The organism is Priestia sp. SB1, assembly GCF_038898415.1.
Genome location: NZ_JBBJSS010000023.1, coordinates 1 through 15,752, shown reverse-complemented (window position 1 = coordinate 15,752; position 15,752 = coordinate 1). Strand labels below are relative to the sequence as shown.

The window sequence follows — 15,752 nt, the reverse complement described above, 5'->3', positions numbered from 1 at the left end:
CTTGCATGTATTAGGCACGCCGCCAGCGTTCATCCTGAGCCAGGATCAAACTCTCCGAAGAAATGTTTGACTTGCTCGTTTAAAAAAATAAAAATTAACGTTGACGTTTACTATTTCGTTCAGTTTTCAAAGAACTCTTGTCTCAAGGCGACTTTCTTATCTTACCACCTTAAGAATAACTTGTCAACAACTTTTTTCTTTAAGTTATTTTCGAGTTATTTTTCGTTACTGTCTTAGCGACGTATATAAATATAACATCTGATAACTTGCTGGTCAACAACTTTTTCAAAAAAAATAAAAGTTTTCTCGAAAAGATTCCAGAAAACTTTTATTTTGGATATTCTTCCAAATTATAATATGAAATTATTAATAACAAGTAGGGCAGCTATTCCTGGAATACCTAAAATAGCTGAAACAATAGCTGTGGGGAAATTAATAGGAATATGAATACCGAACTGTACGCCAAAGATGTTAATAAAGAAAAGCAGCAAAACGCCAATAATAAGCTTAATCGATAAATTTCCAATGACTCGAAGCATTTTTTCAACACCACCTGTTACTAAGAGTAGAATGATTAGCCCTATTAAAAAAGACACAACTACAATAGGATGATTTAGCATGTTGCCTCCTTCTTAAAGCAGATAAGTTACCTTATATATATGTCCAAGCATTCAAAAAAAGCACTATTTCACGGAGGGAAATCCTTATTTTATAAAGACAACAAAACAGGATGCCTCTATGACATCCTGTTAATTGAAATATTTCGATGTTTGGCTTCTTTTAATAGAAAAAGATACTTCATTTTGGCTAATCGAATATCTACCATTACCTCTTCTGAAGGATCTACACTTCTTTCTACCATTGAAGTTTTGTGACTCCATTCCTGCTTTACTTGCATAAAAGTCTTCACAAATTCATCATCGTACTCTTTGCGTAGCCAACCTTTTCGTTTAAAAAACATATGCAAGTACCTCGTTATACTTCTCTTCTACCTTCTAGGGCTTTAGATAATGTTACTTCGTCCGCGTACTCAAGGTCTCCTCCGACGGGTAACCCATGAGCAATTCTAGTAATTTTAATTCCTGTCGGCTTTAAGAGCCTAGAGATATACATAGCCGTAGCTTCGCCCTCTATATTCGGGTTAGTAGCTAAAATCACTTCTTGAATCTCATCATCTTGAAGTCTTTTTAATAACTCTGGTACTTTGATATCTTCAGGCCCTATTCCTTCCATAGGTGAAATTGCGCCATGCAGGACATGATACAAGCCATTATATTCTTTCATTTTCTCCATTGCAATGACATCTTTAGGGTCTTGCACGACACATACCACACTGCGCTCTCTACGCTGATCTTGACAAATGTAGCAAGGATCTTGATCTGTGATATGCCCACAAACTGAACAATAGGTTAAATTTCGCTTCGCATTAACTAATGCTTTTGCAAAATCTAATACCGTATCTTCTTTCATAGATAAAACAAAGAACGCTAAGCGAACAGCTGTTTTTGGACCAATGCCGGGTAACTTCATAAAACTATCTATAAGCTTTGATATTGGTTCTGGATAATGCACGTGGCAACCACCTTATTAAAGTCCTGGAATATTTAAACCTTTTGTAAATTGACCCATTGTGTTATTTGTTAAATCGTCCATTTGTTTTAATGCGTCATTTGTTGCTGCTAGTACTAAATCTTGTAGCATTTCAATATCTTCAGGATCTACTACATCCTCTTTAATATTTACATCAATTACTTGTTTCTGACCGTTAACCACAACTGTTACCATTCCACCGCCAGCTGTACCTTCAACAGTTTTTTCAGCTAACTCTTCCTGCGCTTTTTGCATATCTTTTTGCATTTTTTGCATTTGTTTCATCATTTTTTGCATATTGCCCATGCCTTTCATCATATGAACATTCCTCCTAAATTTACTCTTGAATTTCGATTAAGTCTTCTCCAAATAGCTTTTTCGCTTCTGCAACCACGGGGTCTTCCTCCTGTGGTTGACCTGATGACCCATCACTTTGCTGTCCTTGAAGAAACTCTTCTCTTACTTTATCCCATTCACTTTCTGGAATTGCAACCATTTCACGCTTGCTGCCAATTAAAGTATATAAGATATTCTCTAAATTATCACGTACATTGTTGTTATTTTCAGAAGCCATTTTGCAATGAATTTCATATTTGAATTTAAGTATAAATGATTGATCTGAAGACGCAACCGGTTCACTGTTAGATAACAACGCTGCATGTGAAGCTTTATTTTGTTGTTTCAATGTGTCTAATACCTGCGCCCAAGATCGCTTAATGGTTTCTAAATTCTGCCGAGTGGCATTTTTTAAAACTTCATTTACCTTTCCAACAGGCGTTTTGTACTGACTTCTTGACTGTCTTGTCTGTTTTTTCTCTGTTTGCGCTGCCTGAGCTGTATGATCAACTTGAATGCCTTTTTCTTTTAGCTGCTGCAGTTCTGCTTCCATTTGATTCATTTTTTGCAAAATGTCTTGATATGGAAGAGCACCCTCTTGATTTGTAGAACTTTGAGCTAATTTTACTAAAGCTACTTCAAGTAGCACTCGAGGATGATTGCTCCATTTCATCTCTTGCTGAGTTTGGTTCAATTCAGCAATGACTTTATAAATAAAGGCACTATCCATTTTTGAACTAAGTTCTTTAAACTCTTCGTTAACCGCTGCTTTTTCAAGTAAATATGCATTTTCTTCTGAAGCTTGATAAAGCAGAACATCACGATAATAGAAGATGAGGTCCTCTACAAACCTCGCTGGATCTTTTCCGTTTTTGATCAAACTTTCAACAGAATCTAGCGCTTCTACAATGTTTTCGTTAAAGATAGCTTGGACGATCTTCACAATAAAAGACTGTGATACTGCTCCTGTTATGGATAGAACATCCTCTAAGCTCACCTTCTCCGTACTATACGAGATGGCTTGGTCTAAAAGACTAAGTGCATCACGCATGCCTCCTTCTGAAGCTTTCGCAATTTCGTAAAGAGCATCCTCGCTTACTTCTAGCTCTTCAGAACCTAATACTTCCTTCATTCGATATACGATATCTTCTGGCGAAATGCGTTTGAAATCAAAGCGCTGACATCTGGAGATAATCGTTAATGGAATTTTATGGGGCTCTGTTGTAGCTAAAATAAAGATGACATGTGCAGGAGGTTCTTCTAACGTTTTTAACAAAGCGTTAAAAGCTCCAATTGAAAGCATATGAACTTCATCAATAATGTACACTTTGTATCGAACAGCACTAGGTGCATATTTTACTTTATCACGGATATCTCGAATTTCATCGACTCCATTATTAGAGGCTGCATCAATTTCAATTACATCAGAAATGGAACCATCCGTAATTCCCCGACAAGTTGCACATTCATTACAAGGTTCAGCAATGGGTGCTTTTTCACAGTTAACGGCTTTCGCTAAAATTTTAGCAGCTGTTGTCTTCCCTGTCCCTCGAGGCCCAGAAAATAAATACGCATGCGAAAATTTTTCTTGGACAAGGGCATTTTGAAGTGTTTTGATAATATGTTGCTGACCGACTACGTCGTTAAAGCTTTGAGGACGGTATACACGGTACAGAGCCTGATATGCCACTACATCCTCTCCTTTTAATATAATTCATTAGTTCTCATTATAGCGTATTATGAGGTTTTTTTTCAAAATAGTAAGAGATAAAATAAAAAGCCTACTCTCACAGAGTAGACTAAACTTATGTATATAACTGCCGTGCACCTTCCGTCGATTAGCCACCCCAGGCGTTACTTAAGCAGTTAGCTCGGTCCAGGCGACCCCATGGCACATGAGAGGTTCTGCTTACTGCTGCTTCCTTCCGGACCTGACAGGGTTCACAGATTCCCATTGCATAGGACCCAAACGTCAACACCACTTACTTAAGGCAGGCCCTAAGATGAGCTAACCTCAAGAAGGAATTCGGCCTCGCTAGAGCGGATTGCGAGTACAGGGCACCGCTACCTCCCCGCTTAGCACGGCAAAGTTGAAACCAATAGTTTGGGCATCAAGTTGATGCATTTACAAGTATACGTCTTTTCATTCAAAAATGCAACCGCTATAGAAAACTTACTTTTTTAGCGCTATTTTCCAGCCTTTTTTCGTTGACGTAACTCACGAAAAAAAGTCGTTAAGAGGCTCCCGCATTCTTCTTCTAGCATACCTCCTACTACTTCTGCTTGATGATTAAACTTTTCAAACTCTAATAAATTTAACAATGTTCCAGCGCAGCCACCTTTAGGATCATAAGCGCCAAACACAACTCTTTTCACTCTTGATAATACAATAGCACCTGCACACATCGGACATGGTTCTAAGGTGACATATAACGTAGCGTCTTCCAACCTCCATGTTCCTAGTTTCTTACATGCTTCATCAATGGCTAAAAGTTCCGCATGAGCAACTGATCGCTGTTCTGTTTCTCGTAAGTTATAAGCTGCAGCAATCACCTCATCATTTTGAACAATAACTGCTCCAATAGGAACCTCTAATTTATCTTTAGCTTTTAATGCTTCATCAATTGCCAACCTCATATACTTTTCATCATTTAACACTTTTTATCCAACCTTACATATTATATTTTTTCTGAGTCAAACTATTTACTATGTACATCAGGAAAAGGAGAGACCTTGTGTGAAGAATGCTAAAACTGCTTTAATTATTATTGATATGCTAAACGATTTTCAATTCAAAAACGGCAAAGTACTTGCTGAAAAATCTTTAATAATCGCTCAAAATATTGCCGAATTAAAACAATATGCCTCGTCTCAACATATCCCTATTATTTACGTCAATGACCACTATAAGCTGTGGCAAGCAAACTTAGAAACCATTTTAACACACTGCACAAATGAGGTAAGTTCACCCATTCTACATCACATTTCACCACAAAACGCTGATTACTTTTTAATTAAACCAAAGCATTCTATTTTCTATGGAACAGCTTTAAATATTTTGCTATCACAGCTCGATGTGCATACACTTATTTTAACAGGAATTGCGGGAAATATATGCGTGCTTTTTTCAGCCAACGATGCTTATATGCGTGAGTATAATTTAATTGTGCCTGAAGATTGTATTGCTTCAAACGCAGATGAAGACAATACCTTTGCTTTAAGAATGATGCATAACGTATTAAATGCTCGTATTTGCAAACATACTGAGTTGATGAATTAAGTAAAAAGCCTTCTCATATGATGGAAGTAAGTCATATGAAATGGAGGCTTTTTATTATGCAAATTTACACTGTTAAAGCAGGTGACAGTATATATAGTATTGCAAAACAGTTCCGGATTGACGCAGGAAAGATTATAAGAGCAAATGAATTACCTAATCCAAATCAACTCGTCATCGGGCAATCTATGGTTATTCCCATCAACGGTACTTACTACACAGTAAAAGCTGGGGACACTATATGGAAAATAGGACGAAAATTAGGCGTTAGCTATCAGGCTATTGCCAATGCGAACAATGTTTCAGTTACAGCACCCTTAACACCTGGCCGCCGCATCTTAATTCCCCCTTCCCCAAACAAAAGAAACGGTGAGTTTTTAGGGTATGTTGAAACAAGCAATCGAAAAATCACCCCTCAAACAGAGAAAATGATTAATCAAAATGCAAAATACCTTACTTATCTCGGACCAGCGAACTTCGAAGTGCAAAAAGACGGTTCTCTAAAGGCACCTCCACTTAACAATTTAGGTTCTATTGCTAAAGAAAATGACGTCATCTTCTTAATGGTATTGGCTAATATTGAAAACGGTGCATTCAGTGATGAAGTCGGCCGAGCAATTTTAACTAATAAAGACGTTCAAGATACGCTCTTAAATAATATTGTAAAAACAGCGAAAGAACAAAATTTCAGAGACATTCACTTTGACTTCGAATTTTTGCGTCCGGCAGATAAAGAAGCCTATATTGCATTCTTACAGAAAGCAAAAAAGCGTCTTCAAGATGAGCAACTTCTCATGTCTGTGGCTTTAGCTCCGAAGACAAGTCGAGATCAAAAAGGCAAATGGTATGAAGCACATGATTATAAAGCCATTGGAGAGATTGCTAACTTCGTTGTTCCAATGACATATGAATGGGGATATAGCGGTGGGCCTCCTATGGCCGTCTCTCCTATTGGTCCCGTACGTGATGTTTTAGAATATGCAGTATCTGAAATACCTAGTTCAAAAATTATCATGGGCCAAAACCTATACGGTTACGATTGGACACTGCCTTACAAACCAGGAGGAGAATACGCCAAAGCCATTAGTCCTCAAAGAGCTATTGAGTTGGCAGCTCGTTATAAAGTAGCTATTCAATACGACAATAAAGCACAAGCTCCTTTCTTCCGGTATAAAGATGAACAGCAGCGCACTCACGAAGTATGGTTTGAAGACGCTAGGTCTATTCAGGCCAAGTTTGATTTAATCAAAGAATTAAAACTTAGAGGAATGGCCTACTGGAAACTAGGCTTAGATTTCCCACAAAACTGGCTCTTGATTGAAGACAACTTCAAAATTACAAAAAGAGTGACACAGCCATAAATAGGGAAAGCTTACTGTTAACAGTAGGCTTTTTGTTATTCTTCTTACTGAAAGAAATTTCTTTTCCCCTTATTCTCCTTCTCTATGTTAAAATATTTTTTGTCTGTTTTTTTTGAACGAGTGGTCATGAAGGAGGCAAATGAATGCAAGGCACACCTTTTATTTCAGTAGAAGGACCCATCGGTGTCGGAAAAACCTCTCTAGCTAAAGAGATTGCACAAGCATTTCAGTTCGAAATTTTAAAAGAAATCGTAGATGAAAATCCATTTCTCGGGAAATTTTATGAGAATATCGACGAGTGGAGTTTTCAAACCGAAATGTTTTTTCTATGTAATCGATATAAGCAGTTAGAGGATATTCAAAAAGGGTTCTTATCTTATAAAAAACCTGTTGTAGCAGATTATCATATTATGAAAAACATGATTTTCGCTGAGCAAACGTTAAAAGATGAACAGTATAAAAAATATGTACAAATCTTCCACATCTTAACGGCTGATATGCCGGCTCCGAACATTATTATTTATTTAAATGCCAGTTTAGATACCTTGCTAAAGCGTATTAAAATGCGTGGAAGAGAAATTGAACGAAACATCGATCCTCACTACCTTGCGAGACTAAGTGATGATTATGAAAAAGCTATGACGGCATTTGAACAAAAGAACCCTGACGTAACCATTTTACGTTATAACGGTGATGAAATAGATTTTGTACAAAATAAACAACACTTAAATAGAATCTTATCAGAGGTTCAAGAGAGTATGTTGAAAAGGAGTATATAATGGTAAACTTACGATCGAAATACAACATTCCTAATGATGCTGTGTTGACGATAGCGGGTACAGTTGGAGTTGGGAAATCTACGATGACTCAATCATTGGCTGATGCTCTCCAATTTCGCACATCGTTTGAAAAAGTAGATTCCAACCCTTACCTGGACAAATTTTATGGGGATTTTGAACGCTGGAGCTTTCACCTACAGGTATATTTTTTAGCGGAACGCTTTAAAGAACAAAAGAAGATTTTCGAGTATGGCGGCGGTTTTATCCAAGACAGATCCATTTACGAAGATACCGGTATCTTTGCTAAGATGCATTTTGAAAAGGGAACAATGTCTAAAGTAGACTATGAGACATATACAAGCTTGTTCGATGCAATGGTTATGACTCCATACTTCCCTCATCCAGATCTGCTCATTTATTTGGAAGGCAGCTTCGAAGATATTGTAGATCGCATTCAAGAAAGAGGGCGACCAATGGAACAACAAACGCCTCTCGATTATTGGAAAGAGATGCACGCCCGATATGAAGAATGGATTAATAACTTTACGGCTTGTCCTATTCTCCGTTTAGATATTAGAGAATACGACCTTCTCAAGGATCCTGATTCAATTGAATCAATTGTTGAAAAAGTGGCTCGCTTTTTACAACATAATGAAAAGTTAAAACGTCGTCAGCTATAAAAAAAATGCCGCTTTAATAAATAAAGCGGCATTTTCAACAAATAAAAAACCGTTACTTATAAGTAACGGTTTTCCAATCTCCAATTTATCGCGCTATGTTAATTGCATTATAAGTCAAATATGGCGGAGGAAGAGGGATTCGAACCCCCGCGGGCTTTAACACCCCTGTCGGTTTTCAAGACCGATCCCTTCAGCCGGACTTGGGTATTCCTCCGTATCGACAAGTATTAATTTATCATATAAAAATAATGAAGTCAACTCTTTTATTAATTTTTTTAAAAAAGATGTTCATTAAAAATTAATTTAATGAACATCTTCTACTTTTATTTAGAAATAACTTCTTTATTTCCCATATATGGACGCAGCACTTCTGGAATTTGAATTGATCCATCTTCCTGCTGGTAGTTTTCTAAAATTGCAGCTACCGTACGGCCAATTGCTAAGCCAGAACCATTTAGTGTATGAACATGTTCTGGTTTTGCTTTTGTATCACGGCGGAAGCGAATATTAGCACGGCGAGCTTGGAAGCTTTCAAAGTTTGAACAAGAAGAAATTTCACGATACGTTTCATAACTTGGAATCCAAACTTCAATATCATACTTTTTGGCTGCTGTGAAACCTAAGTCAGCTGTACACATGCTTAGAACTCGGTAAGGTAAACCTAATAGTTGAAGAACCTTTTCAGCATGGCCCGTTAATTTTTCTAATTCATCATAAGAATCTTCTGGCTTAACAAAGCGAACAAGTTCTACTTTATTAAACTGATGCTGGCGAATAAGCCCACGTGTATCTCTTCCTGCAGAGCCTGCTTCTGAGCGGAAGCAAGCACTATACGCTGTATAAGCAATTGGAAGCTGATCTCCGCTTAAAATTTCATCACGATGTAAATTTGTAACTGGTACTTCAGCTGTAGGAATTAAGAAATAATCTTCTTCTTTAATTTTAAATGCATCTTCTTCAAATTTAGGAAGCTGCCCTGTTCCTGTCATACTTGTACGATTCACCATATATGGAGGAAGGATTTCTTCATAACCATGCTCATCCATATGTAAATCCATCATAAAGTTAATAAGAGCACGTTCTAATCTTGCACCTAACCCTTTATAAAATACAAAGCGGCTTCCCGTTACTTTCGAAGCTCTTTCAAAATCTAAAATATTTAAATCTGTTCCTAAATCCCAATGCGGTTTTGGTTCAAAATCAAATTGTTTAATTTCTCCCCATTTGCGAATTTCTACGTTATCATCTTCAGTTTCACCTACAGGCGTACTTTCATGTGGAACGTTAGGAATTGAAAGCAGCAATAGCTCTAATTCTTCTTCAACGCTGCGAAGCTCTTCATCTAATTGCTTTACGCGGTCTCCTACTTCACGCATTTCGACGATTAAATGATCAGCATCTTGTTTTTCACGTTTCAATTGTGCAATTTGCTGTGATACTTCATTTCGCTTGCTTTTTAACTCTTCTGTTTGAGCAATTAGCTCACGGCGTTTTGCATCTAACTCTTCAAAGCGACCTAAGTCCGTTAAGTCCTCACCACGAAACTTGAGCTTTTCTTTTACTTCATTAAAATTAGCACGTAAAAATTTTAAATCTAACATACTGAGTACCTCCTTTAGTATAAAAGGGCAAAATAAAAACTCTCATCCCTATGAAAGGGACGAGAGTTTACCCGCGTTGCCACCCTAATTGAAAGCTAAAATAAGCCTTCCTCTTAAACCAGATAACGGATGAACCGAAACTGCCTACTACTTTTTCGACAGCTTGCTCCAGGACGGATTCATAAGAATTGATTATCGATTCACACCAGCCATCGACTCTCTTGAAATCAAAAATCTTATTACTATTTCCTATCAACGCTTTATACCAATATCATTTTTATTAATCATAATGTACTACAAGTCTTTACAAGATGCAATTCATTTATACAGGTTTTTTCGAAGCTTCTTCAACCATTGCTACAAAATACTGAGCCATGCGAGCATCATCTGTTAATTCTGGATGAAACGAACATCCCAAGAATTGACCTTGTCTTGCTGCAACAATTCGGTCGTTATGCATTGCCAAGACTTCAACGTTTTCTCCTACTTCTACAATATGCGGAGCACGGATAAATACGCCTATAAAATCTTCACCAATATCTTTAATATTTAGAGCAGCTTCAAAGCTATCTCGTTGGCGCCCAAATGAATTTCGAGCTACCGTAATATCCATAACACCTAAATGGGGCTCTTCACGGTCAACAACTTGTCCTGCAAGTAAAATTAAACCCGCACACGTACCAAACACCGGTTTACCTGCTTGTGCAAACTGGCGAAGAGGTTCCATAAAGTCATACTTGTCAATCAGACGACGCATCGCTGTGCTTTCGCCGCCCGGTAGGATTAAACCATCTATTTCGTCTAGCTGTTCAACTTTTTTAATGATAATGGCTTCAGCGCCTGCTGCTTCTAATGCTTGTGCATGCTCGCGAAAGGCACCTTGTAATCCTAACACGCCTACTTTTACCATTTTGTCAAAACTCCCTTTAAATTACCATCCACGCTCTTGCATGCGGTTTTCTGGTAATAATGATGAAATTTCAATCCCTTTCATTGCGCTTCCTAATCCTTTTGACAAGTTTGCAATGAGTTCATAATCTTGATAATGCGTTGTTGCCTCAACGATTGCTCGAGCAAATTTTTCAGGGTTGTCGGATTTAAAGATTCCTGAACCAACGAACACACCGTCTGCTCCAAGCTGCATCATTAACGCTGCGTCTGCTGGTGTTGCTACACCGCCCGCTGCAAAGTTTACAACCGGTAGGCGACCTTCACGTTTAATTTGCAGTAATAACTCATAAGGCGCGCCTAATAGTTTTGCCTCTGTCATTAACTCATCTTCGTCCATGCCCACAACTTTACGTACTTGAGCGTTTACTTGGCGCATATGACGCACTGCTTCCACGATGTTTCCTGTCCCTGGTTCGCCTTTTGTACGAAGCATTGCAGCTCCTTCAGCAATACGGCGGGATGCTTCACCAAGATCACGACAACCGCACACAAATGGAACCGTAAATGTATTTTTATTTAAATGAAACTCCTCATCAGCTGGAGTCAACACTTCACTTTCATCGATGTAGTCTACACCCATCGCTTCTAGCACGCGTGCTTCAACAATATGGCCAATACGAGCTTTTGCCATAACTGGAATGGACACAGCATTCATCACTTCTTCAACAATTGTTGGGTCTGCCATACGAGACACGCCGCCTGCTGCACGGATATCAGCTGGAACACGCTCTAATGCCATAACGGCAACAGCGCCTGCTGCTTCTGCAATTTTTGCTTGCTCTGCGTTGATCACGTCCATGATAACGCCACCTTTTTGCATTTCCGCCATTCCTCGTTTTACACGATCAGTACCTGTAATGTTATTCATGTTTGTCTTCCTCCTGTATCAAGTGTTTCACAATAATTTTTAGTGTATATACAAAATTCAAAACTTAGTGTCTATTTTACCGTATTTTTCGGAAAATTCCTATCTAATTTATAGATTATATACAAACAAATCTAAAAATAAAAAAAAGAGATACTCCCTTGTAGTATCTCTTCTTTCTCTTGAGTTATCATTAAAACCAGTTATTCACTGTATTTGCAGCATTCATCCAAATATCGCTGAAGAAGTTACCAATACTGCGAATAGCGAGAGAGAACCATCCAGCTTTTTCAACAGATTCGTTTGTCACGACCGGCGTCATGCTATCTGTAGTTTGGCCTCCTACATAGCCTAGATCTTTAAGATTGCTGTTTGTTGCACTTACATAAGCAACTGTTTCTCCTTTTTTAATAGGAGCAACAACTTTTTGATCGTTCATAACTTTATCGTTTAACTTAAAGTTGATTTTAGTATGATCTTTTTGACCTTTTTCGGTAATAATTTTTACCGAATTCTTTGGAGAAACGGAAGCTTCTTTTGATTTTCCTTTAGCAACATCAATTGTTTCATGCCCTTTAATCTCGCCGTTAGCAGGCACTACTTCTTTTAACTGAAAATGACTAAAAGCATAATCCAATATCTTTTTCGTTTGAGAAAAACGAGCAGCTTCTGTAGACTTACCGTTTTCCTTGGCATTCATTACAACTGTTATGTATCTTACCCCGTTACGCTCTGCAGTTCCAGTGAAACATTGACCTGCAAAATCTGTATGACCAGTTTTTAAGCCGTCTACGCCGCTGTATGCAGCTGAAAAACCAGGGAGCATCTTATTCCAATTGTTCATTTTTGTTTCACCTTGTTGCCCTTGTCTAAACATCTTGGAAGGAGTTTTGGCTACTTCCAAAGATTCTGGATAATCATGAATCAAGTGATAAGCAAGAGTAGCAACTGCCCGAGCAGATAGGAGGTTCTCATCTTCTTCCTTTGTTCCTTTTGGATACATCCCTTTTAACAAGGAATTAGAAAGACCTGTAGAATTGACAAATTTTGATTCACCCATATTTAATTTTTTTGTTGTTTCATTCATTAACTTAATGAAACCTTCTTCAGAACCACTGACAGCTTCAGCTAAAGCAATGGCTGCTCCATTAGCTGAATAAATAGCCATGGCATCATATAATTCTTTTACCGTATATTTTTGGTTTTCGATTAATGGTACATTTGATAATCCATAATCCTGAGAAATTTTAGCTGCATATTTACTAATTGGCACACGTTGATCCCAAGATAATTTCTTATCTTTTATGGATTCTAATACTAGGTATTCCGTCATCATTTTTGTCATGCTTGCAATACCTAATAAAGCATCCGTATTTTTCCCGTATAGCACTTTCCCCGTACTTGCCTCTACTAAAATGGCTGCGTCTGCTTCAACGCCAATATCATCTGTTTTAGAAGCAGCTGATGCTTGTGTAGAGACAAAAAATACGCTGGCCATTAACATAACAGCAATGACACAAATTAATTGTTTCTGTACTGCGTTTCTCACTCTATACCCTCCAAACGTAAACTCACATAAATGTAATTTTATCATACTAAAATTTAAAAAAATAGATAAAGAAGTACTGTTACATTCATGATTAATGACATAAAAAACACGTTTCCCTATTAAGGAAACGTGTTTTTTACACATTCATGATTATCTCATAGAATAGTTAGGAGATTCTTTTGTAATTTGTACATCATGTGGGTGACTTTCTCTTAAGCCTGCTCCAGTCATACGGATGAATTGTGCCTGTTCACGTAACGCTTCTAAGTTAGCTGAACCACAGTAACCCATTCCTGCGCGTAAACCACCAATCATTTGATATAAAGTATCTGCTACAGGTCCTTTGTAAGGCAAACGGCCTTCGATACCTTCTGGAACTAATTTTTTATTATCTTCTTGGAAGTATCGATCTTTACTTCCTTTTTCCATAGCTCCCACAGAGCCCATTCCACGATACACTTTAAAGCGTCTTCCTTGGTAGATTTCTGTTTCGCCAGGGCTTTCTGTCGTTCCTGCTAGAAGGCTTCCTAGCATTACTGTATGTCCACCAGCTGCAAGTGCTTTTACGATATCTCCAGAGTACTTAATACCGCCATCTGCAATAATAGCTACCCCGTGCTTACGAGCTTCAGTTGCACAGTCATATACTGCCGTAATTTGTGGAACGCCTACACCAGCGACAACACGAGTTGTACAAATTGAACCAGGTCCAATTCCTACTTTTACTACGTTTGCTCCGGCTTCAATTAATGCTTTTGTACCTTCAGCCGTTGCTACGTTACCAGCAATAATATTTAATTCTGGATATGCCTCGCGAATGCTGCGCACTGTATCTAAAACGCCTTGTGAATGTCCATGCGCTGTATCAATAACGATAACATCAACGCCAGCTTGTACTAATTTTTCGATACGAACATTTGAATCAGCTGTTACGCCAACAGCTGCTCCAACTAATAATCGACCTTGTTGATCTTTAGCTGCATTTGGAAACTCAATTACTTTTTCAATGTCTTTAATTGTGATAAGGCCTTTTAATACGCCATTGTCATCTACAAGAGGTAACTTTTCAATTTTGTATTGCTGTAGAATTTTCTCTGCTTCTTCTAAAGTCGTTCCTACTGGAGCAGTAACTAATTCTTCTTTTGTCATTACATCAGCAATTTGCATTGAATAATCTTGGATGAAACGCAAGTCACGGTTTGTAAGGATTCCAACTAGTTTTTGTTCTTCTTCGTTGTTGACAATCGGCACACCTGAGATACGATATTTGCCCATTAAGTGTTCAGCAGCAAATACTTGGTTTTCAGGAGTTAAAAAGAAAGGATCCGTGATAACACCACTTTCAGAACGTTTTACTTTATCAACTTGTTCTGCTTGCTGTTCAATCGACATGTTTTTGTGAATGATACCCAAACCACCTTGTCTAGCCATCGCAATAGCCATTTCAGCTTCTGTAACTGTATCCATTCCTGCACTGATGAACGGCACCTTTAATTTTAATGTTTTTGTTAGTTCAACACTCATATCAACGTCTTTAGGTAGTACCTCAGATTTTGCTGGCACCAGTAAAACGTCATCAAATGTTAAGCCTTCTTTAGAAAATTTGCTTTCCCACATTATAGAATCCTCCTTTAAACGACAGAATATTATTAGTAGATTAACAAGCAGATATGTACCTGTCAATAACTTCACTAGATATCAGATAATTCTAATAAAAAGAAAAGGTGATTTAGTTGCATAAATTTAATGATGTTTGGACGTCCTACAATTTATTTTTCTCCGTTCCTTTTGTACAAGACTTTTTAAAAAAGCGCTATCAAAAATTGAATTATAGCGATGCAGAGCAACATAGTTTTAAAAACAGTTACCCATTTATTTATTATTTGGAACACAGTAAAAATTATTATCAAGTTGCGGCACAATCTCCTGTATCAGTTCAACCCGTTTTATTATTTTATGGAATGTCACAGCTGTTAAAAGCTTGTTTGTTAACACAAAACCCCGTATATCCCGAAAATACGGCGGTGTTAGCACATGGAGTATCAACACGAAAAAGAAAAAAACAAAGTTATGATTTTTTAGATGATGAAGTTAAGATTCAAAAAAGCGGTTTATTTTCACAAGTAGGAGAAGAATTGTTTCATGTGAAACAACTAGAAGGTAGTAAATATACAATGAATTATCTGTTGTCTTGTGTACCTGAATTAGATACATTATTTTTAAATTTGGGCACGAGGCCATCTTCCCATTTAACAACTATTGGATCGCTTCCAGCTACCTCTTTGCCTATTCCTGAACAAGTTACACGGTGTTATCATATGAATCACGAAAGACTCTATTCTTTTTTAAAAGAGCGTTCCCATCTATCATTGTCTTTGTCAGAAGATCAGGTATGTATTCTTGACCCTTCAAGCTGTTTATATAATTGTTCACCTTTTATGTACAATTTCCAAGCTAACACGCTGCATGCACCGTTGGAAAAAGATAGCTGCTTATATTTCCCTGAGATGTTGGCACATTACTTATTACTTTATAATTTAAGTATGATTTCACGTTATGAAACAGAGTGGTGGTATGAATTATTGCATACATACTCTTCGAAAGATTATCCATTTATCTTGAGGTTCCTTGAGGTTACAGCTCAAAAGATTCCTTACTTAATTTCTTGTTACTTAAATGAACACACAAAAAAAGACTAGCTAAAATAGCTAGTCTTTTTTCAAGTGCCTGGCAACGTCCTACTCTCACAGGGACAAAGTCCCA

16 protein-coding genes, 1 tRNA gene, 1 rRNA gene, 1 other RNA gene and 1 other annotated feature are annotated in these 15,752 nt (G+C 37.6%); of the genes, 5 read left to right on the top strand and 14 right to left on the bottom strand.

Features of this window, described 5'->3' with window-relative positions; genetic code table 11:
* The 8 genes from WKH56_RS34610 to tadA all read right to left on the bottom strand — a co-directional run.
* A 16S ribosomal RNA gene (locus tag WKH56_RS34610) occupies positions 1–61 on the bottom strand; the annotation flags it as partial.
* 289 nt (positions 62–350) lie between these two features.
* On the bottom strand, positions 351–620 hold the full coding sequence (locus WKH56_RS34605; protein ID WP_013081328.1) for a pro-sigmaK processing inhibitor BofA family protein: 270 nt from the start codon (positions 618–620) through the stop codon (positions 351–353).
* 116 nt (positions 621–736) lie between these two features.
* On the bottom strand, positions 737–961 hold the full coding sequence (locus WKH56_RS34600; protein WP_013054840.1) for a YaaL family protein: 225 nt from the start codon (positions 959–961) through the stop codon (positions 737–739).
* Positions 962–975: 14 nt separating this feature from the next.
* Positions 976–1,572, bottom strand: coding sequence for a recombination mediator RecR (gene recR / locus WKH56_RS34595; RefSeq protein WP_014461944.1), 597 nt, complete (start codon positions 1,570–1,572; stop codon positions 976–978).
* 15 nt (positions 1,573–1,587) lie between these two features.
* Entirely contained in the window at positions 1,588–1,908 is a 321-nt protein-coding gene (locus WKH56_RS34590) for a YbaB/EbfC family nucleoid-associated protein (protein WP_013081327.1), read from the bottom strand.
* Between the two features lie 19 nt (positions 1,909–1,927).
* Positions 1,928–3,616 carry a DNA polymerase III subunit gamma/tau gene (gene dnaX, locus WKH56_RS34585; protein ID WP_028412704.1) on the bottom strand — a complete coding sequence of 563 codons (1,689 nt, stop codon included), beginning with the start codon at positions 3,614–3,616 and terminating at the stop codon, positions 1,928–1,930.
* Positions 3,617–3,746: 130 nt separating this feature from the next.
* An RNA gene (gene ffs, locus WKH56_RS34580) (signal recognition particle sRNA large type) lies at positions 3,747–4,011 on the bottom strand.
* A 102-nt stretch (positions 4,012–4,113) separates the two neighbouring features.
* A complete protein-coding gene (tadA, locus tag WKH56_RS34575; RefSeq protein ID WP_028412705.1) occupies positions 4,114–4,584 on the bottom strand; it encodes a tRNA adenosine(34) deaminase TadA in 471 nt (156 codons plus the stop codon).
* 79 nt (positions 4,585–4,663) lie between these two features.
* Between tadA and WKH56_RS34570 the strand changes: the two genes are divergently transcribed.
* From WKH56_RS34570 to WKH56_RS34555, 4 genes are all read left to right on the top strand, one after another.
* On the top strand, positions 4,664–5,206 hold the full coding sequence (locus WKH56_RS34570; RefSeq protein ID WP_033580900.1) for a cysteine hydrolase family protein: 543 nt from the start codon (positions 4,664–4,666) through the stop codon (positions 5,204–5,206).
* Between the two features lie 56 nt (positions 5,207–5,262).
* Positions 5,263–6,564, top strand: a complete 1,302-nt coding sequence (locus tag WKH56_RS34565; protein WP_013081323.1) for a glycoside hydrolase family 18 protein — start codon at positions 5,263–5,265, stop codon at positions 6,562–6,564.
* A 143-nt stretch (positions 6,565–6,707) separates the two neighbouring features.
* Entirely contained in the window at positions 6,708–7,343 is a 636-nt protein-coding gene (locus WKH56_RS34560; RefSeq protein ID WP_028412707.1) for a deoxynucleoside kinase, read from the top strand.
* On the top strand, positions 7,343–8,023 hold the full coding sequence (locus WKH56_RS34555) for a deoxynucleoside kinase (RefSeq protein ID WP_028412708.1): 681 nt from the start codon (positions 7,343–7,345) through the stop codon (positions 8,021–8,023). Before WKH56_RS34560 ends, WKH56_RS34555 begins: the two co-directional genes overlap by 1 nt.
* A 121-nt stretch (positions 8,024–8,144) precedes the next feature.
* Here the strand turns inward: WKH56_RS34555 and WKH56_RS34550 are convergent.
* The 6 genes from WKH56_RS34550 to guaB all read right to left on the bottom strand — a co-directional run bounded on the left by WKH56_RS34550 (position 8,145) and on the right by guaB (position 14,606).
* A tRNA-Ser gene (locus WKH56_RS34550) sits at positions 8,145–8,237 on the bottom strand.
* A gap of 109 nt (positions 8,238–8,346) precedes the next feature.
* Positions 8,347–9,624 carry a serine--tRNA ligase gene (serS, locus tag WKH56_RS34545; protein WP_310884145.1) on the bottom strand — a complete coding sequence of 426 codons (1,278 nt, stop codon included), beginning with the start codon at positions 9,622–9,624 and terminating at the stop codon, positions 8,347–8,349.
* A 52-nt stretch (positions 9,625–9,676) separates the two neighbouring features.
* Positions 9,677–9,889 (bottom strand) — a binding site (T-box leader).
* Positions 9,890–9,946: 57 nt separating this feature from the next.
* Positions 9,947–10,534: a pyridoxal 5'-phosphate synthase glutaminase subunit PdxT gene (gene pdxT, locus WKH56_RS34540; RefSeq protein WP_028412710.1), complete on the bottom strand. Its 588-nt coding sequence runs from the start codon at positions 10,532–10,534 to the stop codon at positions 9,947–9,949.
* A gap of 21 nt (positions 10,535–10,555) precedes the next feature.
* Positions 10,556–11,443, bottom strand: coding sequence for a pyridoxal 5'-phosphate synthase lyase subunit PdxS (gene pdxS / locus WKH56_RS34535; protein WP_013054829.1), 888 nt, complete (start codon positions 11,441–11,443; stop codon positions 10,556–10,558).
* Positions 11,444–11,633: 190 nt separating this feature from the next.
* Complete coding sequence (locus tag WKH56_RS34530) at positions 11,634–12,989, bottom strand: serine hydrolase (RefSeq protein ID WP_310884144.1); 1,356 nt, start codon at positions 12,987–12,989, stop codon at positions 11,634–11,636.
* A gap of 150 nt (positions 12,990–13,139) precedes the next feature.
* Positions 13,140–14,606 carry an IMP dehydrogenase gene (guaB, locus tag WKH56_RS34525; RefSeq protein WP_013054827.1) on the bottom strand — a complete coding sequence of 489 codons (1,467 nt, stop codon included), beginning with the start codon at positions 14,604–14,606 and terminating at the stop codon, positions 13,140–13,142.
* Between the two features lie 116 nt (positions 14,607–14,722).
* Here guaB and WKH56_RS34520 point away from each other — a divergent pair, with 116 nt between their 5' ends.
* Complete coding sequence (locus WKH56_RS34520) at positions 14,723–15,688, top strand: YaaC family protein (RefSeq protein WP_028412712.1); 966 nt, start codon at positions 14,723–14,725, stop codon at positions 15,686–15,688.
* Positions 15,689–15,752 lie beyond the last annotated feature (64 nt).